Source organism: Enterococcus sp. UD-01 (genome assembly GCF_044909655.1).
GTDB lineage: Bacteria > Bacillota > Bacilli > Lactobacillales > Enterococcaceae > Enterococcus_L.
The window spans coordinates 1-16636 of sequence record NZ_JBIYEU010000019.1 but is presented as its reverse complement, the minus strand read 5'-3'; the positions used below and the strand labels follow the sequence as shown (position 1 = coordinate 16636).

The window sequence follows — 16636 nt, the reverse complement described above, 5'->3', positions numbered from 1 at the left end:
CCTATGGCTTCTCCAATTCAGCCTGCACTTCGGCATTCACCTTTGTTGGTAATCCCCACAACTTAATAAAGCCAACTGCTGCTGCTTGATCAAAGGTATCAGCGGATGTATAGGTTGCTAGATTTTCATTATATAGACTGTTGGCTGATTTACGACCTTCCACGATTGCATGCCCTTTGAATAATTTCACACGAACAACGCCATTAACATATTTTTGAGTTGTTTTTAAGAAAGCAATTAAAGCATCCGTTAATGGATTGAACCATAGGCCGTTGTAGATGATTTGAGACAGTTGGTTTTCAATAATCGGTTTGAAATGAGCAACTTCGCGTACAAATGTTAAATCCTCTAATTCTTTATGTGCCGCCATTAAGGTGACCGCTCCCGGACATTCATACACTTCCCGAGACTTAATACCGACTAAACGATTTTCCACATGATCGATCCGACCGACTCCATGTTTGCCAGCTAAGTCATTTAATTCAAGTATCAATTCTGATAAGGACATTTTTTGATTGTTAATTGCAGTAGGGACGCCTTCGATAAACGTTAGCTCGATAATATCCGCTTCATCTGGGGCCTCATCTAAACTGACTGTTAATTCATAAGCACCTTCTGGCGGAGTCGCCCAAGGATCTTCTAAAATGCCGCATTCATTCGCCCGTCCCCATAAATTCTGATCGACAGAATAAGGATTGTCCAAATCTGCTGGGACTGGAACGCCTTTTTCTTTGGCATAATTTATCTCTTCTTCCCGTGACCACTTCCATTCGCGAACCGGTGCAATTACTTTAAGCTCGGGTGCAAGAGCATTAATCGCCACTTCAAAGCGGACCTGATCATTCCCTTTTCCTGTACACCCGTGAGCAATAGTAGTAGCACCTGTTTCGTGAGCTAGTTCAACTAATTTTTTAGCAATTAAAGGACGTGACAATGCAGAAACTAAGGGATAGGACTGTTCGTAAAAAGTATGGCCCTGTAAAGCGATTAAAGCAAAGTCCTGTGCGAACTCTTCTTTAGCATCAATAGTATAAGAAGCAGAAGCGCCAACTTCTAAAGCTTTATTTTTAATGAAATCCAGATCCTTTTTCTCACCAACATCCAAACAGCAGGCGATAACATCATAACCTTCATCGACTAACCATTTGACGGCAACAGAGGTATCTAATCCTCCGGAGTAAGCTAAAACAACTTTTTCTTTCATTGAGAACACTCCTTTTTATTATCAGGTTGAATTGTTCTTATCATACCACTTGAAAATACGGAAATCAACCATTTTATAAATAAATATTCATTATTTTGCTATATAAAGTAAAAATATTCATTTTTAGAGTGCGTAGTAAATATTACGCATACTAGTGCATTTTTCTTTTTTATGCAAAGATATCTCTTTTAACTAATAAAAAGTTTCAGAAAAAAAGGGAAAAACCTGGAAATCCATTGACTTTACAAGGAATTGAGGGTATTATGTTAAATGGTATTGTTTGCCCCACAAGAGCCCCGGAAACTCAAGTGTATGTCAAACATCGAATAGAAAATTGGAGGAAAAAAACGTGCGTACAACATATATGGCCCAAGCCGGCGACATCGAACGTAAATGGTACGTAGTAGATGCAACAGATGTTCCTTTAGGACGTCTATCAACAGTAGTTGCTTCAATTCTACGTGGAAAAAATAAACCAACATTCACACCTCATGTGGATACTGGAGACTTCGTTATTGTAATTAATGCAGACAAAGTGAAATTAACTGGAAACAAAGCAACTGATAAAATTTACTACCGTCACAGCCAATACCCAGGTGGATTGAAATCTGTTACTGCTGGTGAATTGCGTGATAAAAACTCTCGTCGTTTGATTGAAAACTCAATCAAAGGCATGCTTCCTAAAAACACTTTAGGTCGTAAGCAATTTACTAAGTTGAACGTTTATGGTGGAGCTGAGCATCCACATGCTGCACAACAACCAGAAGTATTAGATATCACTAACCTAATTTAAGGAGGGAAATTCATTGGCACAAGTACAATATAGCGGCACTGGCCGTCGTAAAAAATCTGTTGCCCGCGTACGTTTAGTACCAGGTACTGGTAAAATTACTGTAAACAAAAAAGACGTTGAAGAATATATTCCACACGCTGACTTGCGTGAAGTTATCAACCAACCATTTGGTGTAACTGAAACTAAAGGCGCTTATGATGTTATCGTAAACGTAAATGGTGGAGGCTACTCTGGTCAATCAGGCGCGATCCGTCACGGAATCGCTCGTGCATTGTTAGAAGTAGATCCTGACTTCCGCGGCGCTTTAAAACGCGCTGGACTTCTTACTCGTGATGCTCGTATGGTAGAACGTAAGAAACCAGGTCTTAAGAAAGCCCGTAAAGCTTCACAATTCTCAAAACGTTAAAAACGTTGATATTATTGACTTTAAAGGCACTCTCTCGTTTCGAGAAAGTGCCTTTTTTTGTTTCTTCAATTCAAATTAAATGTATAAAAAATGTATGATTGTCAAATATCCATAAAACTAGCGAAATTATCAACAGTTTTCTTCGATTTTGTTTCTGTAACATGGGTATAGATATTCATCGTCGTTTGCATTTCTTCATACCCCAATTTTGCTTGAACATCTTTTAGATTTGCTCCACTTTCAAACAGTAAAGATGCATGAGTGTGTCTCATCTGATGTATAGTGATTTTATAAAAATCTGTATGATGTATGTAGAAATTGTAGTTCATCACATTATTTAGATGTGATAGGGTGAAGTATTTTCCGCTAGGCTCGCTAAAAATTGGCGGGTTATTATCCCAGAGCTTTCTATTGCCAAAAACTATATATTCTTCGCGAATAATTTGTTTCCATCATTTTAATAGTTCCATTGTGCTTTCGTCTAAAATAATAGTGCGGTTGGATGCTTTTGATTTTGGTTTCTGCAAGATGTCTTGTTTATTGATATTCACAAGTGTTTTGGCAATCCTTAATTCTCCAGTTGCAAAGTTTACATTATTCCAATGCAAAGCGTGCAGTTCACCTTTTCTTATACCAGTAAAAAGTAACATGCGGAACATGACATAGTCAAAAAACTTTAGTTCTTTTTCTGCAATTTTTAGAAATTCAACAACTTCCGATTTAAGCCAGTACCTTCTATGTTCTTGAGCATCTTCATCGTTATAAATAAAATCATCGGCTGTCTTCGGTACAGTGACAAACTACATCGGATTTTTAGATAGATAGTCATTTTTTATGCAGTAACTAAAAATCATGCTGCAATACATTCTATAGTTCGCTGCAGAAGATCGTTTGTATCGTTTGAACTCTACCATGTCATTTAGCATTTTTTGACAAATGATTGGTGTTATCTTTCGGACTTTATAATGAGCTAAGTAAGGCAGAATAGCATTCATTTTACTTGCAACAGTTTCAACGGTCGACGGCTTAACGTTTTTCTTATGCAGATTAAACCATTCTTCGTAGGCTTGCTTAAATGTGATACTATTATTTTTAACAGTCTTTTTATCAATTCTGTCAGCTATCGTCCTATTGACTTCATCTTCTAATTGTTTATAAGCATCACTAGTAATTGTTGTATATTTTGGTTTACCAGTTGCTGGGTTTATTCCTAAATATACCTGAGATTTATAAACAGTGGAACCATCCTTTTTCTTAACTTCTTTTATTTTTGGCATGATGTCACCTCGGATAATATTTTGTTTCAGGAATATTAATCAAAAAAATTTAAACATAAGAATATAAATGATTAAAACTTATTTTGGTGTGAAAATAAGAATGTATGTTCTTTTTGTTGAGAAAGAAAAGCCCTATAGAGGGCAATTAGATCGTATTTGATCTATCAATTGAATAGTTAATTATCAGGGAAAAGCATAGTATCTTCGAGCATTTTTATAAGTTTTTTATTGCTGTAAATTGCCATTTCATTGCTATGATCCAATATATATTCAGTTGATCTTCCAACACCAATTTTTCTAATTATGTTTTTTTCTAAAAGATTATTAATTGTAATTTTGAATTGATACTCAGTGAATTCTAAGCTTTTCATTGCTGTAGATTTTGATATACGATGATTTTTAATTAAAAATTCTAGTAACTTTTGATCTTTTTCAGTTAAGTCATGATTCTTCAAACTACCTAAAATGTCTGTTTTCCATATCCGTAAAGTTGTTGAAGAATCACTTGAGATGATTTCTGGAAGTTTCAATTTATGTTTTGTGATAGTGTCGAATATTCTAGGTCCGCCAGATCCAGCTTTTTCTGCATAACCAGCTCGTCGAAATAAGACTGATATAGTGCTGTTTCTAATTATTGATGTTCCACCATGTATAAATTCCGATTTTGTTATTCTCATGTTACCTGGATTAAAGAATTCATAATAATCATCGTATTCTGTTATTTTAATTGGTTGATCTGAATCATAATATGCATGCATTAAAGAATTAATTAATGCTTCTCTGATAGCTGTACTTAAGTCCAATTGAAACGACGATCTAGTGAAATCTTCATTCAACTCAAATCGTTCTTTGATTCCGGCAAGTAGTTTCCCAAAAGTGAGTTTGTAGAATGAAAAAATATTTAAGTCTGGATAGCTCATATCACCAACAGATATTCTATCAAGCCAATCAGTATCTAGTGAGCTACGTTTTCTAAAATAATCAAGTTGAAATTTAGGAAATCTATCTCTTATTGAATTGTATTTTCCGAAGAAAAGTAAGCCTCCAACTGTAAGTTTGTAAGGTTTTGAGGAGTCCAATCTGTCTTTTTTTAGTGCTCCTAAAGATATAAGAAAGTCTTTATCAGACTTTTCTAATATACTCTCATCTCCAATTTTTTCAGCAATTTCATTTTTATAAAGATGAACATCTTTCATATTTAAATCGTCTAAATCATAGCCATTCAAGATTTCTGAATCAATATCATTTTGAGAATTTACAACCATATATTTGAATTGTTCTTCTGTTGCTTTTCTGTCTCCGTCGTTGGTTCTTATATAACAGCAATCTTTTCTATTATTTATATAAACGGGTTTTTGATCATATTGTGCTTCAGGAACGCTTACAATAATTATATCTTTATCGTTTATTGTTTTAATAACTACATCGTCACTACTCAACAAATTATGACTAACTTTATTTTTATCACTTAATAAATTCCAAAGATCTGTTTCTATTTTATGAGCATCTTGCAAACCTACAATTTCATATGATCCCCTAAGTGGTTCTGATATACCAAGATATATTTTTCCTCCTTTGGTATTTGCAAAGGCGCTATAGCTTTCCCAAAAGTCTTTTGGTAGGCATTTATTTGATGTTTTATATTCTATATTTATTCCTTCTTTTTTTAAATCCATTATTGTTCTCCTTATAGCATAAGTTTTCGCTTGTTAATCACTTGAAAATCACTCGAAAAAAAGAAATATACTGTTCTTGTATTAGTACTATATATAGAGTGAAAAAAAATAGTTGGAAAAAAGAATACTATATATAGTGGTTGCTAAATTTTTTTTGTGTTGTCAGAATATTTCAGAATTATTATTAGCACGAAAGTCACTCGAAAATCACTCGAAAACATAATCGAAAAAGTACTTTATTAGAAAAAATACTGAGATGCTATTAGTGTTTATATTTTCTCTTGACGCCAAATTATAACCTCCTATTTCTAAACCCGTCGAATTCGACAGGTTTAGAATTGTTATTCACACTCTGTGCAGAACTGTTAATGCTTAAGTTGTGGATAAGCTATAGAATTACTTTAAAAGCAGCGTTTATAAATTTAAAAAAATGAAAGCTAAACTTTTTCATTTGAAATATTTTCTTTTTCATCTGAGATCATTTTTTTGTTTAAATGTAGTTTTGAATGTTAATATTATTACTTCTTTACCAGTTGCCCACCATAGTGAAATCCATAACCAGAACAACAAAGGAGCATAAAGGATAAGAGAAATTATTTCGAAACCATTAGGAGCAGAAACGATGTTATAGACTGATAAACATGATAGCATTATTACTGTAATTATAAGTAGCCAAACAGGGATAGTACCATATCTAGATTTATTTATTGCAGAGATGAATTTGTTTCTATTTTCGTCTCTGACGACTTTGGGAGAAGGGTTTTTCTTAGAAAAAATAGTATGCTTTTTTATAAACTCAATAGGTAAATAAATTTTTAAATAATCAGTTTGAGTTCCATTTTTAATTATTTTGTAGCAAAGTAGTTCTTTTTTGCTAGGAACTGAAAAATAAACATGATCATTCTTTTTGAATTCTGTATTAAAATCTTCTTCCAAACATATATAGAAATTACTAGTTTTTGTTATTATATGGTTATTATAAAGAACATATTTATTAAGGAATTTCAGCACATAAAGACTTAATATGTAACAACCTACAAAAAAGAGGATAAAGACTGTAAACATTAATCGATTTTCAGATTCGTTTAAATTCTTAAGTTCTGATACAGGTACGCCAATTGCTTTAGAAAATACACTGAACAAAGAAATCACTATAACAAAATCGTAAGATATTATAGCTAATTGCTTAAAAACAAAGGCTAATATCTTTTCTTTAGGGCTAGCCAAAAATTTGGTTAGAGAATCACCGGAGTAGTAAAGAAAAATTAAATATATACCAGTCATCAACAGTGATAAATAAGATAAAATTTGGGGGAAGATTCCATCGATTAAGGGCACTGCTTATTCATCTCCTTATTCAAGTTAGCTTGAAGTTAAATCATAAACTTACCACTCTATTTGTTAATATTCAATTATAGAGACGATGCCACTGTCAACTCCAGTAGGCTCAACTGAAATTTCAATGACCGTTGATTTTTCTGCACCAAATTCGTTAACTATCGTGGCTTCTGCTTTGTAAAACCAATGTTCTTTATCTTTAGTCCAATTTCGGATGACCCCAAGAACAGAATGAATTTTACTTCCTTTGTACGGATATAGCTCTTTAAAATACGATTCAGCTAACTCCTGCAAGATTGCTTTTTGTTCAACGCTAGGTTTATCATTCAAATATGTTATATCGCCAGTTTCTAATTATATTGTTTTTCATCTTTAGTAGAATTTGATGTTGTTTTAGTATTAACAGATTCAGTAGCTTCATCTTTTTTTCAAGATTAGTGGAAGTTGGTATATACTGTTCTATTTTCTTTTGTTCTGAGCTAAATGTGTTATTTTTTGTTTCAGAATTATTAGGACTAGTGGTTAGATTTATTTTGCTAATAGAAGAAGCTAACTCAAGAACGATTACTAAACTTAAAGGAATTAATAATAGTAATTATATTCTTTTCCACTTGAAATTAAAACCTTCATTTTTATCATTAGAAAAGCCTTTTTTTCTGTCATTCGGTTGAGACGAATAAAGAATATAAACCACGCCTATAAGAATAAACTGTATGAGGAAAAGAACTAACGCTCGTGCCAAGTACTTGCCTACTTCCATTTCCGAAGAAATAAAATAAGAGATATTAGAGAAAGAGAAAGTCGAAGCTCCAATCATATATATATAAGAATTTTTGGTGATAGGAGTTTCTTTCCACTTCTTTACAAGAGATATAACAAAATATATTAAGTTAAATAAAAATCCACCCAAAAATAAAATATTAAATACCCACATTTTTAAATTCCTTTCATTTTTAGTACTCCTTTTTTAAAATAACATTTTTCTAATTCTTTCTGAACCATAAAGTCCAAGTCTTGCGGTATATCATACATAGATATTATTTGTTGAGTTGAAGTTGAATGATTAATACTGTACTCCTCGTTATAGTGCAAAATAAGAAGTTTGATAGCTTCTTTATTCGCTTCATACTCTATTTGTCCTTTTGTTTTATTAGATATATTGTAATAATTTTGAATTCCGGTATCAGCAACCATATGTTTAAGCTCATGAGCGCAGAGGAAGTATCTAAATCTATAATTGTAATCTTTGCAGCAAGTGTCTAAAAATATCACATTTAAATCAGGCACAGCTAGACCAAACTAACTGCTGGGGAGTTTGTCAGTGTATTGGATATCTATTCCTAATTCTTTAGCAATAGAAAAGGGGTTATAGGAATTGACTCGTTCAGCTGCCTCCAAAATTATAGAGTTTAAATTCATATTACTTTTTACGTTTTTCCTTGCGCTTCTTTTGCCAAAAATACCCAGCAATTAAATCATCTATTGCTTCTCTATCTTCTTCCGATATTTCTCCTTCAGAACCATAAGCCATACCTGCTTTGGATTTTAATATCTTGTCTAATTCAATGACTTGATCGTCACTTGCCCATTCAGGAGTTTGTTTTTTACCAAGAAGATAATCTGTGGTAACGTCGAAGTAATCAGCAATTTTCACTAATGATTCTTGATCAGGGAATCTTGTTCCATTTTCATAACCAGAAATGGAGGATTTTGTCACATTCAAAATATTGCCTAATTCTGTCTGAGTCATTTTTTTAGATGTTCTAAGCATCTTAAGTCTGTAACCAAAACTCATGTTCCCACCTCTTTCTATACTGATTCTAACGTTTACAAATAGTAAACGCAAAAGAATTTGAAAGAAGTTTACAAAAAAGGTAATATTCTGTTGATTTGTATACTATTTGTAAATACGATGAATTTAAATTTAGTTGGCTTAGGAGGTGTGAAGATTGTTAGAAAAATTGAAGAAAATCAGAGAAGAGAATAATTACAGCGGTTCTGATGTAGCAGAAATGGTAGGCATAACGAAAGGCTACTATTCACTTATTGAAAACGGGAAGAGAGGACTAAGTTATCCTTTAGCTGTAAAAATTGCTGCAGTATTTAACTTAAAACCTGATGATATTTTTTTGAACAATGAGTTTACAAAATAGAAACAAAAATAATTGAAAGGAAGGGGAGTATGACCAGAGAAGAAAAAATAGCTTTTATTATTAATTCCTCTCCGCATAGGGAAAAAGAGGTTGTAGCCTTAGCTAAGGGGATGAGTGATGAAGCGCTTGAAAGTTGGTATCAGATCGAGGTTTGGACCGTGGAACGTCAGTTACAGGACGCTGTAATTGATATTGCTTAAATGTATTTTATCTGAAAAATCATCGGATAAAAATATGAAGAAATACGAAAAATAAACAGGAGAAGTAAATGAAATCAATGATTCTAAGTAAACCACTAAAAAAAGCAGCATTAGATAGTGGGCTTACACAAAAAACATACCTAGCTTATACAACAACCAATGGACATTTTAATGACTATCCAGTGACAGCAGATAATGCAGTTCTTTATAGCGATGCCTTTAACAATAGCGAACTGACTTTTGCAATTAGTCAAGAAATGCTTGGTTTGATGGGTTTAGTCAATGGTTGCCAGGTAAAAAAAGATGCTTTAGCTTTAGATGCTTTCCAAAGGAGAGAATCTAAGGAGCGCAAAGAGGTAGAAGTCGAGCGAGAAATCGCGTGTATTTTAGCCACTGAAATTAATGAGCTCACTAAAAAACAAAAAAACGATCTACTTTGTCATTCAGTAGAGCTTGCTGACGAAACACTATTTGAGGTTTCGCAACTATGCAGGCAACTTGAAATTATTGGTATGAGTTACATGGATCTAATGAAACAAAAAATACCATATTGGAAGGAACAACATTGGATTGAGTAAAGGAGGGAGCTTATGTCAGCAACAATTATCCAAATAAAACCCAATGAAGAGACTGACAAACAAGTAGATGAATATATTGTAAGCCGTTTAGAAGCAGCGTTCACTAAGGTGTTTGGATTGATTGATCCTTTAGGTTCAGAAGAGATTTTGAATATTAATGAAGCACGAAAATTCTTCAAAAACTGTTCTAAAGGTACTTTAGATAAATATACAAGTATGGATCTAAAGAAACACAAAAGTGACCAAAAAGTATATTTCTTGCGTAAGGAAATTATCGAGTTCATTGCTACTTTACCAGCAGAATAGGAGTAATTTTTATGAAAGACTATATCAAATTATTATAGTTTTAAATACTTTCTTCTGATATAATTTATATACTTAAATTGGGAGTGTATATAATGGAAGTGATTAAAAGTTTTGGTGAGTTAATATTTAAAAGTTTACCTATTTTATCTTGGGTTATTGCACCAATAGCAACATATTTTATAAATAGATATTTACAGAAAAGAGATAAAAACAAAGGATACAGAAGAGCATCTAAAAAGATTGTAAGCCTATTGAAACCTATTGTACTTGAAGAAAAAAACTTTACTGTTGATCTGATTAGTTCATTAATAAATTCAGTTAGCCGGGATGAAGATATAGATGTGGATAGGATGGAGTCGCCAGAAATTATCTTGGATGAATTAATATTAGACATAGTTGATTCTGGTTTTGTTACAAACGATAAGAAAATAGAAATAAGTCAAAGGCTATTGTCTCTTAAATCTGAACTAAAAGAAGAATATGTTGAAAAAGATTCTATCCCATCGATAGAAGTAGCAGAAACTATTAACAATGAAAAAGCAGATCTACTTTTCAATGAGTACCATAAGCTAATGAAACGAGATAGAATTAGAGGAAGAGTCACTTTATTAATATCTACATTATCAGTATATATAGCACTTTTGACTGTGTTGTTGGCAGTCATCGAAAAAAACTCAGAGTTCTCACTTTTCAAAAACATCGTCGGAGAGAATCCTGTGATTTTTGTAATACTATCCCTTGTAGGGATCGGGGGTTTTGTTTTTAATGATATTTTTAAAAAATAGAAACTTAGCTAGGCGCAGATAATACTATCTGTGTTTTTTTGTTCATCTGTTTATGAAAGGAAGGGAGTGTATGAATTACTGGTATTTGAGCTTAAGTAAATCTTACCCAAGAGGAAAGACAAGACAAGCTCAATTAAAAAGGGACTTTACTTTAATAGAATGTTTCAATGAAGCGGAACCCAAAGAAATTGACAGTATGAAGTTGATTTACTTAGGATTTGGCTTTTTTAATTGTGATCATATACAGCAAAATTATGATAAGCATAAAAGGAGAATGGCACATGGAAATAATTAAGATGAAGATTGCTGAGTTGAAGGCAGCTGATTATAATCCAAGAATTGATCTTGAACCAGGTATGGAAGAATATGAGAAACTAAAAAGGTCTCTTTTGGAGTTTGGTTTTGTGGAACCTCCAATTTTCAATAAAAGAACTGGTAACTTAGTCGGAGGTCATCAACATGTGGCTGTGGCAAAGGAAATCAATCTATGTGAAGAGATCGACGTATCATTGATAGATTTACCTTTAGACAAAGAGAAAGCTTTAAATGTAGCCTTAAACAAGATTTCCGGGCAGTGGAATCAAGACAAATTAGCAAATTTACTAGAAGGGCTTGAAAATGAACTTCAGTTGCTAACTGGTTTTGAAGATACTGAAATAGAGCAGATGCTAGGTGATTGGGAAATACCTGATTTTGAACCAGGAACAGAGGATGATCAAGGAAGTTTAACAGAATTATTGCCTAAACTTGTGAAATGTCCCTGTTGTGGGGAATGACGTTGAAAATTGATTGGGCTACTCATGCAGCTGCTAAATATGCTTGTACTCATTTCCATTATTCTGAATCGGTTCCAGCTGGTAAATTAATAAAAGTAGGTGCATGGGAGGATGGAAAATTTATTGGTGTAGTCAATTTCTCGAGGGGAGCTAATCAATATATTGGTAGTCCATATGGATTGAAACAAACCGAATGCTGTGAGCTGACTAGAGTAGCATTAACGAATCATAAAGCTTTTGTTTCTGAGATATTATCTAAGGCTATTAAGTTCTTAAAAGAATTTAATCTATCAATGCGTTTGAACGTTAGTTATGCAGATACAGAACAACATCATCATGGTGGATCTATCAAGCGACCAATTGGATTTATGAGGGGAAAACTGGTGGTGAAGAATGCTTTATTATTAATGGGAAAAAGACTCATTGAAAAACGATTCATTCTAAGTATTTAATGCCATTGGACAAAAAAATGCGGAAGCAAATAATTCCACTAAATAAACCATATCCCAAATAAAAGAAGCCGAGTGCAGCAAACACTCGACTCTTTCTACAGGTGACAAGCACCCCCAGAGATAGTGAAGACACCACGCGTGGTGTCTTCACTATCTCAATTTCTTATTATATAGGATTTGAGGTGCTTGTAAATGGGAACAAAAGATAAAGATGATCTAATCGACGTTTTAGACATGGAAATAGCCAAAGAATTTGAAGATGCTGAGGACTATGAACAGTATCATAAAATTATTCGAGCGACTATGGCTCAATGGTTACAAAATCTGAAAGCCGGTGAAATAAAGCTGACTTCGGTCAGTGATTTAAAAACGCTCATTGAAGCGGATAAAATACTTAGGGATTAAAGTAATATTTTTCTTGTTTCTTGATATAATAGAGGAAACAAGGAGGATTTGAACAACATGAAAAAGAAAATATATGCTTTCATCAAAAATATTTTAGTTTTGTTAATTATCGGTGTTCCTCAATTATACTTAGTGATCAATGACAAGCCTTGGCAAATCAATATGATCATATTGGTGAGTACGACTATTATATTAGTATTCTGGAATTTTGAAAAATTCGCAGAACTTACTTTAAAGAAAGATGGTCTATCAATTAAATTGAAACAAGCAGTTAAAGAAGCTTATGCGACTATAGATTTTGTAAAAGATGCTATGGCACCTATCATTAAATTACAAACTGATTTAATTAAAACTGCTGGTACGTTTGACACTATAAGTGCAGAACGACATGTTGAAATTATTGAAGAGCTAGAGTCAGCAACTTTAGCTCTAGGCTTAAAAGAAGAAACAGTCAGGTTGGTAAATGAAACTAAGAATAGGTTGGTGATTCAGGCTAGATCTGAAATACATGAATTGTATGAGAAGATTTTTGGAAAGGATAGATTTTCTTTTAAGCAGCATCTAATAGAAAGTAACATCAATGAAATTGAAGAGTATAAAGAATTAGCAAAAGAAATTGACAATATCAGTGATAGAGAAAAGTGGAATTCTTTGGTTTCAATTTTAGAAAAAAATAAATAGAAAGAAGGGATAGCATGAGTGATTCAAACGTACCTACGGGAAAAACTAAAGAGAAATATGATTTGTTTGTTCTGTATTATTTAGAATCATTCAATGCTACTCAATCTGCAATAGCAGCTGGATATTCTAAAAAAACGGCTAGACAACAAGGTCATAGGCTGCTGACAAATGTTTACATCAAAGAAAAAATACAAATAGAAATGAAAAGACTACGTGAGCGCATGAAAGACGAGGGCTTGCGTAGTTTTGCTATGCTCATAGGAATTGCGATAGATACTGAAGAAAAGATTCAAAAACATTACGAAGCAGAAGGCGAAATCATCCGAATAAATGCACTAATTGATGAAATTTCTCTGGAACTTTCAGAGTTGGGACATCAACGTGCTGGAGTTCAAAGAGCTGCAGATGCAATTGACGGACGAAAAGCTGATCTAAAAGAACGCAAAAGAGGACTGTTAGCACATGTGGAAAGCTTAGATGCAGAGTCATTCGAATTAGAAACGGAACGTAGAAAGCTTTTCAATGAACGATCTAAGCATGAGCTGTACTATTTACCGGTCAGGGATTGGGAAAAGCTGCAGAGTCTTAAAAAATCTATCTATCAAGATATCCTTGATCGTGGTGGATTTAAAGCAATCGATGAAATCAAACATAGTGGGGCTGTTAATATAAACAATCCGTTAGATGGCTTGACGGAGGAAGAATTAAGGAGATTGGCAAATGGTCCAAACTCATCTTGATTTGGATGCAATAGCAGAAGAAGCCTTGAAGGAGTTAGCTAGACGTAATTATGCTGACTTCTTTTTTCTGTCTCACGGAAAACAGTGGGAGCTGCTACGGCATCAAAAATATATCACTGATCGATTGCAGAAAATTATAGACGGTGAACAAAAGTATTATATTATTGAGATTCCACCACAACATGGGAAATCAACGGTAATCACAGAAACATTCCCAGCTTACTATTTAATGCGACATCCGGATAGCTTGGCAATGTTCGTTTCATATTCCGAAGAATTGTATAAAAATTTTGGTCGTAAAAATCGTGAAAAGTTCAGGCTTTTTTCTGATTCTTTATTTGGTCTAAAAATAAGTTCGGAAACATCTTCCGTTAGTGAATGGGGAGTTGAAGGTCATCTAGGATCGCTTTATAGTACATCTATCTTAGGTGGTGCCACAGGTCGTGGAGCTAGACTACTGATCATAGATGACCCAATTAAAAATAGGGCAGAAGCAGAGAGTAAGACCATTAGGGATAAAATCTATAATGAGTGGCAAGATACTTTTTATTCACGTCTTACAGCTGATGCTAGTGTTATTGTTATCATGACTCGTTGGCATGAAGATGATTTAGCAGGCAGGCTGCTAAAAGAAATGACTCTGCCGTGGGAAGAAATTAAAATACCGGCGATTGCAGAGGACGATGATCTCTTAGGCAGAGAACCAGGTGAAGCATTAGCTCCAGAAATAGGCAAAGATGTTGAATGGGCGAGTAAAACGAAAGCAGTTACTGGATCAAGAGGTTGGGCAGCACTCTATCAGCAGCGACCAACACCAGCTGGTGGTAATGTGTTCAAACGTTCATGGATTAAATACTATGTTCCTTCTTTAGAAAAGAAAACAGAGTTAGGGCTTGGCGATGATGTAGTCATCTTACCACGTCTTTTTGATCATCAAGCTCAATCATGAGATTGTACGTTTAAAGATACCGATACCTCTGACTTTGTTTCTGGCCAAGTACGGGGGAAGAAGCGAGCAGATTTTTATTTATTGGATCGACATCATGAACGAATGGGGATTGTCGAAACGATGAAAGCAATTGATGTAATGGCGGCTAAATGGCCAAAAGCTCGCGGTATTTATATTGAGGACAAAGCCAACGGTACTGCAGTAATTGAAATGCTTAAAAATGAACTAAGTGGTATAGTGCCTGTAAATCCAGAAGGCGGAAAAGAAGTACGTGCAAATGCAGTAGCTCCATTATGGGAAGCGGGGAATGTATATTTACCTCATCCACTTTGGAGGCCTTGGGTTAATGACTATGTTGAAGAGTTGATTGCATTCCCTAATGCAGAACATGATGATGTCGATAGTATGACACAAGCGCTCAATAAGATGGCTGGTAAAACTAGTTTGAAAGAGAGGTATCTGCAATGAAAAGCATCAGCTTCCACTTTATCTGAAAGTTTGGTATTATCATTTTAAAGGAGTGATATATTTGACAAAAGATCAATATGTGGATTCTATTAAAATGATGATGGATAATCAAGATAGGTATTTTAGGCGTAGTATTAGTATTTGTAGGAATTTTACAGTGGAGGTTATCAAGTAACCAAATTAAAAAGATTACTACTGAAGCAAAGGAACAAGCTAGAAAAGAAATAATTAAAGAATTAGTTGATAACTACGGAGTAAACAATGTAGCATATTTGATTGAGAAGTCAAAAGAAAGCGCAAATGAAATTGAAAAAATAAGTAAATCTTTATCAATTTTGGAATCAGAAAAGGAATATGAAAATAATGTTGGAATGCTGACAGAAATACACAGAGCTTTAGCTGCGGATACAGGTAATTTGTGTTTGGAATTATATTTGATTTCTGGCTCTAATATACGTTATATTTTGAAAAGTAAAGAACACCATGATCAATTTATCCAATTATTGAGTATCCCACAAGTGTTAACTCAGTTAGAAAAAGCTAAATCTACTGAGGGATTTACAGAGCTTTTAAATGTATTAGAGAGAGCAGATAGATTTTATTCATCACAGGAATCAATAGCATTGATAGATAAAATAAAAGAAATATATGAAAAAGTAAAAAGTGAGGAAGCTTGAATTCAAGCTTCTCAGACTGTAGACAAAGACGTTCAACATTCAGAAAATAGAGTGTTGAGCGTATTTTTTTATCTTAGTATCAAAATCAAAGTAAAAAAATAAAGGCATTCACCTTTTTCTAGCCCCACAGGGCTAATTTCTTTAAATTCATTGCAGCAAAAATCAGCCTCGTATGCACTGCGACTTTTTCCAAGGTTCGGTATTTTGTCCAGCGCATCCCGTGCTTCTCTTTTGCATCGGCAAACACTCTTTCAATGGTTTCTTTACGCTTGCGGTATGTTTCTCGATTGAAGGAAGTATGACGAAGATGTTCTGCATTCTCCAACCCAGCTTGCCAAATATGACGAGTCACTACTTTTTGATGATTTTGACTTCTTGTGCACTGCTTCAATTGCGGACAATTCTGACAAATGTAAGATTTTGACTTATATTCACGGTATCCCTCTCGAGTAAGTGTAGAAAAATGTAAGGGTTGATTTTCAGGGCATAGGTAACAATCGTAGTATTCGTCATAGACAAATTGATTTTTGGATAGTAACGTTCGATCACCTCTAGGTCGTGTATAAGGAAGAACAGGGTGAAGATTTCTCCGTCGGAGAAATTCTATAAAAGTGGCCGTTTTATACCCAGCATCAGCAGCCACAGCATGTATCGCTGGAAATTTGGTACAGATAGAGGCAACTAAATCAGGAGCAATTTGACTATCATGACGGTTACCAGGAGTCACAATAACATCCAAAATAAATCCATATTCATCACAATCTGTATGGGC

General features: G+C 33.9%; 23 protein-coding genes and 2 pseudogenes. 15 read left to right on the top strand and 10 right to left on the bottom strand.

Annotation, left to right across the window (positions count from 1 at the left end):
- Window position 1 precedes the first annotated feature (1 nt).
- Window positions 2-1204 carry an argininosuccinate synthase gene (locus ABH902_RS13565; RefSeq protein WP_404591575.1) on the bottom strand — a complete coding sequence of 401 codons (1203 nt, stop codon included), beginning with the start codon at window positions 1202-1204 and terminating at the stop codon, window positions 2-4.
- A gap of 364 nt (window positions 1205-1568) precedes the next feature.
- Here ABH902_RS13565 and rplM point away from each other — a divergent pair, with 364 nt between their 5' ends.
- Entirely contained in the window at window positions 1569-1997 is a 429-nt protein-coding gene (gene rplM, locus ABH902_RS13560) for a 50S ribosomal protein L13 (protein WP_404591637.1), read from the top strand.
- Between the two features lie 13 nt (window positions 1998-2010).
- Window positions 2011-2403 carry a 30S ribosomal protein S9 gene (rpsI, locus tag ABH902_RS13555; protein ID WP_069662643.1) on the top strand — a complete coding sequence of 131 codons (393 nt, stop codon included), beginning with the start codon at window positions 2011-2013 and terminating at the stop codon, window positions 2401-2403.
- A gap of 101 nt (window positions 2404-2504) precedes the next feature.
- Here rpsI and ABH902_RS13550 read toward each other — a convergent pair whose 3' ends face one another.
- The 8 genes from ABH902_RS13550 to ABH902_RS13515 all read right to left on the bottom strand — a co-directional run bounded on the left by ABH902_RS13550 (window position 2505) and on the right by ABH902_RS13515 (window position 8489).
- Window positions 2505-2732, bottom strand: coding sequence for a tyrosine-type recombinase/integrase (locus tag ABH902_RS13550; RefSeq protein WP_404591573.1), 228 nt, complete (start codon window positions 2730-2732; stop codon window positions 2505-2507).
- A gap of 123 nt (window positions 2733-2855) precedes the next feature.
- Window positions 2856-3170 carry a tyrosine-type recombinase/integrase gene (locus tag ABH902_RS13545; RefSeq protein ID WP_404591635.1) on the bottom strand — a complete coding sequence of 105 codons (315 nt, stop codon included), beginning with the start codon at window positions 3168-3170 and terminating at the stop codon, window positions 2856-2858.
- A 33-nt stretch (window positions 3171-3203) separates the two neighbouring features.
- Window positions 3204-3680 (bottom strand): phage integrase central domain-containing protein, encoded by a 477-nt coding sequence (locus ABH902_RS13540; protein ID WP_404591571.1) that lies wholly within the window; start codon window positions 3678-3680, stop codon window positions 3204-3206.
- 176 nt (window positions 3681-3856) lie between these two features.
- Window positions 3857-5356 carry an RNA-binding domain-containing protein gene (locus tag ABH902_RS13535; RefSeq protein ID WP_404591569.1) on the bottom strand — a complete coding sequence of 500 codons (1500 nt, stop codon included), beginning with the start codon at window positions 5354-5356 and terminating at the stop codon, window positions 3857-3859.
- Between the two features lie 468 nt (window positions 5357-5824).
- The gene (locus ABH902_RS13530) at window positions 5825-6694 is read right to left on the bottom strand and encodes a hypothetical protein (RefSeq protein WP_404591567.1); all 870 of its coding nucleotides are present in this window, start codon (window positions 6692-6694) and stop codon (window positions 5825-5827) included.
- A gap of 63 nt (window positions 6695-6757) precedes the next feature.
- On the bottom strand, window positions 6758-7024 hold the full coding sequence (locus tag ABH902_RS13525; RefSeq protein WP_404591565.1) for a hypothetical protein: 267 nt from the start codon (window positions 7022-7024) through the stop codon (window positions 6758-6760).
- 606 nt (window positions 7025-7630) lie between these two features.
- On the bottom strand, window positions 7631-7888 hold the full coding sequence (locus ABH902_RS13520; protein ID WP_404591563.1) for a hypothetical protein: 258 nt from the start codon (window positions 7886-7888) through the stop codon (window positions 7631-7633).
- 226 nt (window positions 7889-8114) lie between these two features.
- A complete protein-coding gene (locus ABH902_RS13515; RefSeq protein ID WP_404591562.1) occupies window positions 8115-8489 on the bottom strand; it encodes a helix-turn-helix domain-containing protein in 375 nt (124 codons plus the stop codon).
- Window positions 8490-8643: 154 nt separating this feature from the next.
- Between ABH902_RS13515 and ABH902_RS13510 the strand changes: the two genes are divergently transcribed.
- The 13 genes and pseudogenes from ABH902_RS13510 to ABH902_RS13450 all read left to right on the top strand — a co-directional run bounded on the left by ABH902_RS13510 (window position 8644) and on the right by ABH902_RS13450 (window position 15864).
- A complete protein-coding gene (locus ABH902_RS13510; RefSeq protein WP_404591560.1) occupies window positions 8644-8847 on the top strand; it encodes a helix-turn-helix transcriptional regulator in 204 nt (67 codons plus the stop codon).
- 29 nt (window positions 8848-8876) lie between these two features.
- Window positions 8877-9047: a hypothetical protein gene (locus tag ABH902_RS13505; RefSeq protein WP_404591558.1), complete on the top strand. Its 171-nt coding sequence runs from the start codon at window positions 8877-8879 to the stop codon at window positions 9045-9047.
- Between the two features lie 68 nt (window positions 9048-9115).
- Window positions 9116-9625 carry a hypothetical protein gene (locus ABH902_RS13500; RefSeq protein ID WP_404591556.1) on the top strand — a complete coding sequence of 170 codons (510 nt, stop codon included), beginning with the start codon at window positions 9116-9118 and terminating at the stop codon, window positions 9623-9625.
- A gap of 12 nt (window positions 9626-9637) precedes the next feature.
- A complete protein-coding gene (locus tag ABH902_RS13495; protein WP_404591554.1) occupies window positions 9638-9931 on the top strand; it encodes a hypothetical protein in 294 nt (97 codons plus the stop codon).
- Between the two features lie 92 nt (window positions 9932-10023).
- Window positions 10024-10716 (top strand): hypothetical protein, encoded by a 693-nt coding sequence (locus tag ABH902_RS13490; RefSeq protein ID WP_404591552.1) that lies wholly within the window; start codon window positions 10024-10026, stop codon window positions 10714-10716.
- 70 nt (window positions 10717-10786) lie between these two features.
- The gene (locus ABH902_RS13485; RefSeq protein ID WP_404591551.1) at window positions 10787-11011 is read left to right on the top strand and encodes a hypothetical protein; all 225 of its coding nucleotides are present in this window, start codon (window positions 10787-10789) and stop codon (window positions 11009-11011) included.
- Window positions 10998-11492, top strand: coding sequence for a ParB N-terminal domain-containing protein (locus tag ABH902_RS13480; RefSeq protein WP_404591549.1), 495 nt, complete (start codon window positions 10998-11000; stop codon window positions 11490-11492). The genes ABH902_RS13485 and ABH902_RS13480 overlap by 14 nt, the downstream gene beginning before the upstream one ends.
- Window positions 11493-11494: 2 nt before the next feature.
- Window positions 11495-11944 (top strand): hypothetical protein, encoded by a 450-nt coding sequence (locus ABH902_RS13475; RefSeq protein ID WP_404591547.1) that lies wholly within the window; start codon window positions 11495-11497, stop codon window positions 11942-11944.
- 192 nt (window positions 11945-12136) lie between these two features.
- On the top strand, window positions 12137-12349 hold the full coding sequence (locus ABH902_RS13470; protein WP_404591545.1) for a hypothetical protein: 213 nt from the start codon (window positions 12137-12139) through the stop codon (window positions 12347-12349).
- Window positions 12350-12406: 57 nt separating this feature from the next.
- Entirely contained in the window at window positions 12407-13030 is a 624-nt protein-coding gene (locus tag ABH902_RS13465) for a hypothetical protein (protein ID WP_404591543.1), read from the top strand.
- 14 nt (window positions 13031-13044) lie between these two features.
- Entirely contained in the window at window positions 13045-13770 is a 726-nt protein-coding gene (locus ABH902_RS13460) for a terminase small subunit (RefSeq protein ID WP_404591541.1), read from the top strand.
- A pseudogene (terL, locus tag ABH902_RS13455) lies at window positions 13751-15187 on the top strand (phage terminase large subunit). Before ABH902_RS13460 ends, terL begins: the two are co-directional and overlap by 20 nt.
- A 272-nt stretch (window positions 15188-15459) precedes the next feature.
- Window positions 15460-15864: a hypothetical protein gene (locus tag ABH902_RS13450; RefSeq protein WP_404591539.1), complete on the top strand. Its 405-nt coding sequence runs from the start codon at window positions 15460-15462 to the stop codon at window positions 15862-15864.
- A 124-nt stretch (window positions 15865-15988) separates the two neighbouring features.
- Here the strand turns inward: ABH902_RS13450 and ABH902_RS13445 are convergent.
- Window positions 15989-16636, bottom strand: a pseudogene (locus ABH902_RS13445) (transposase); the annotation flags it as partial.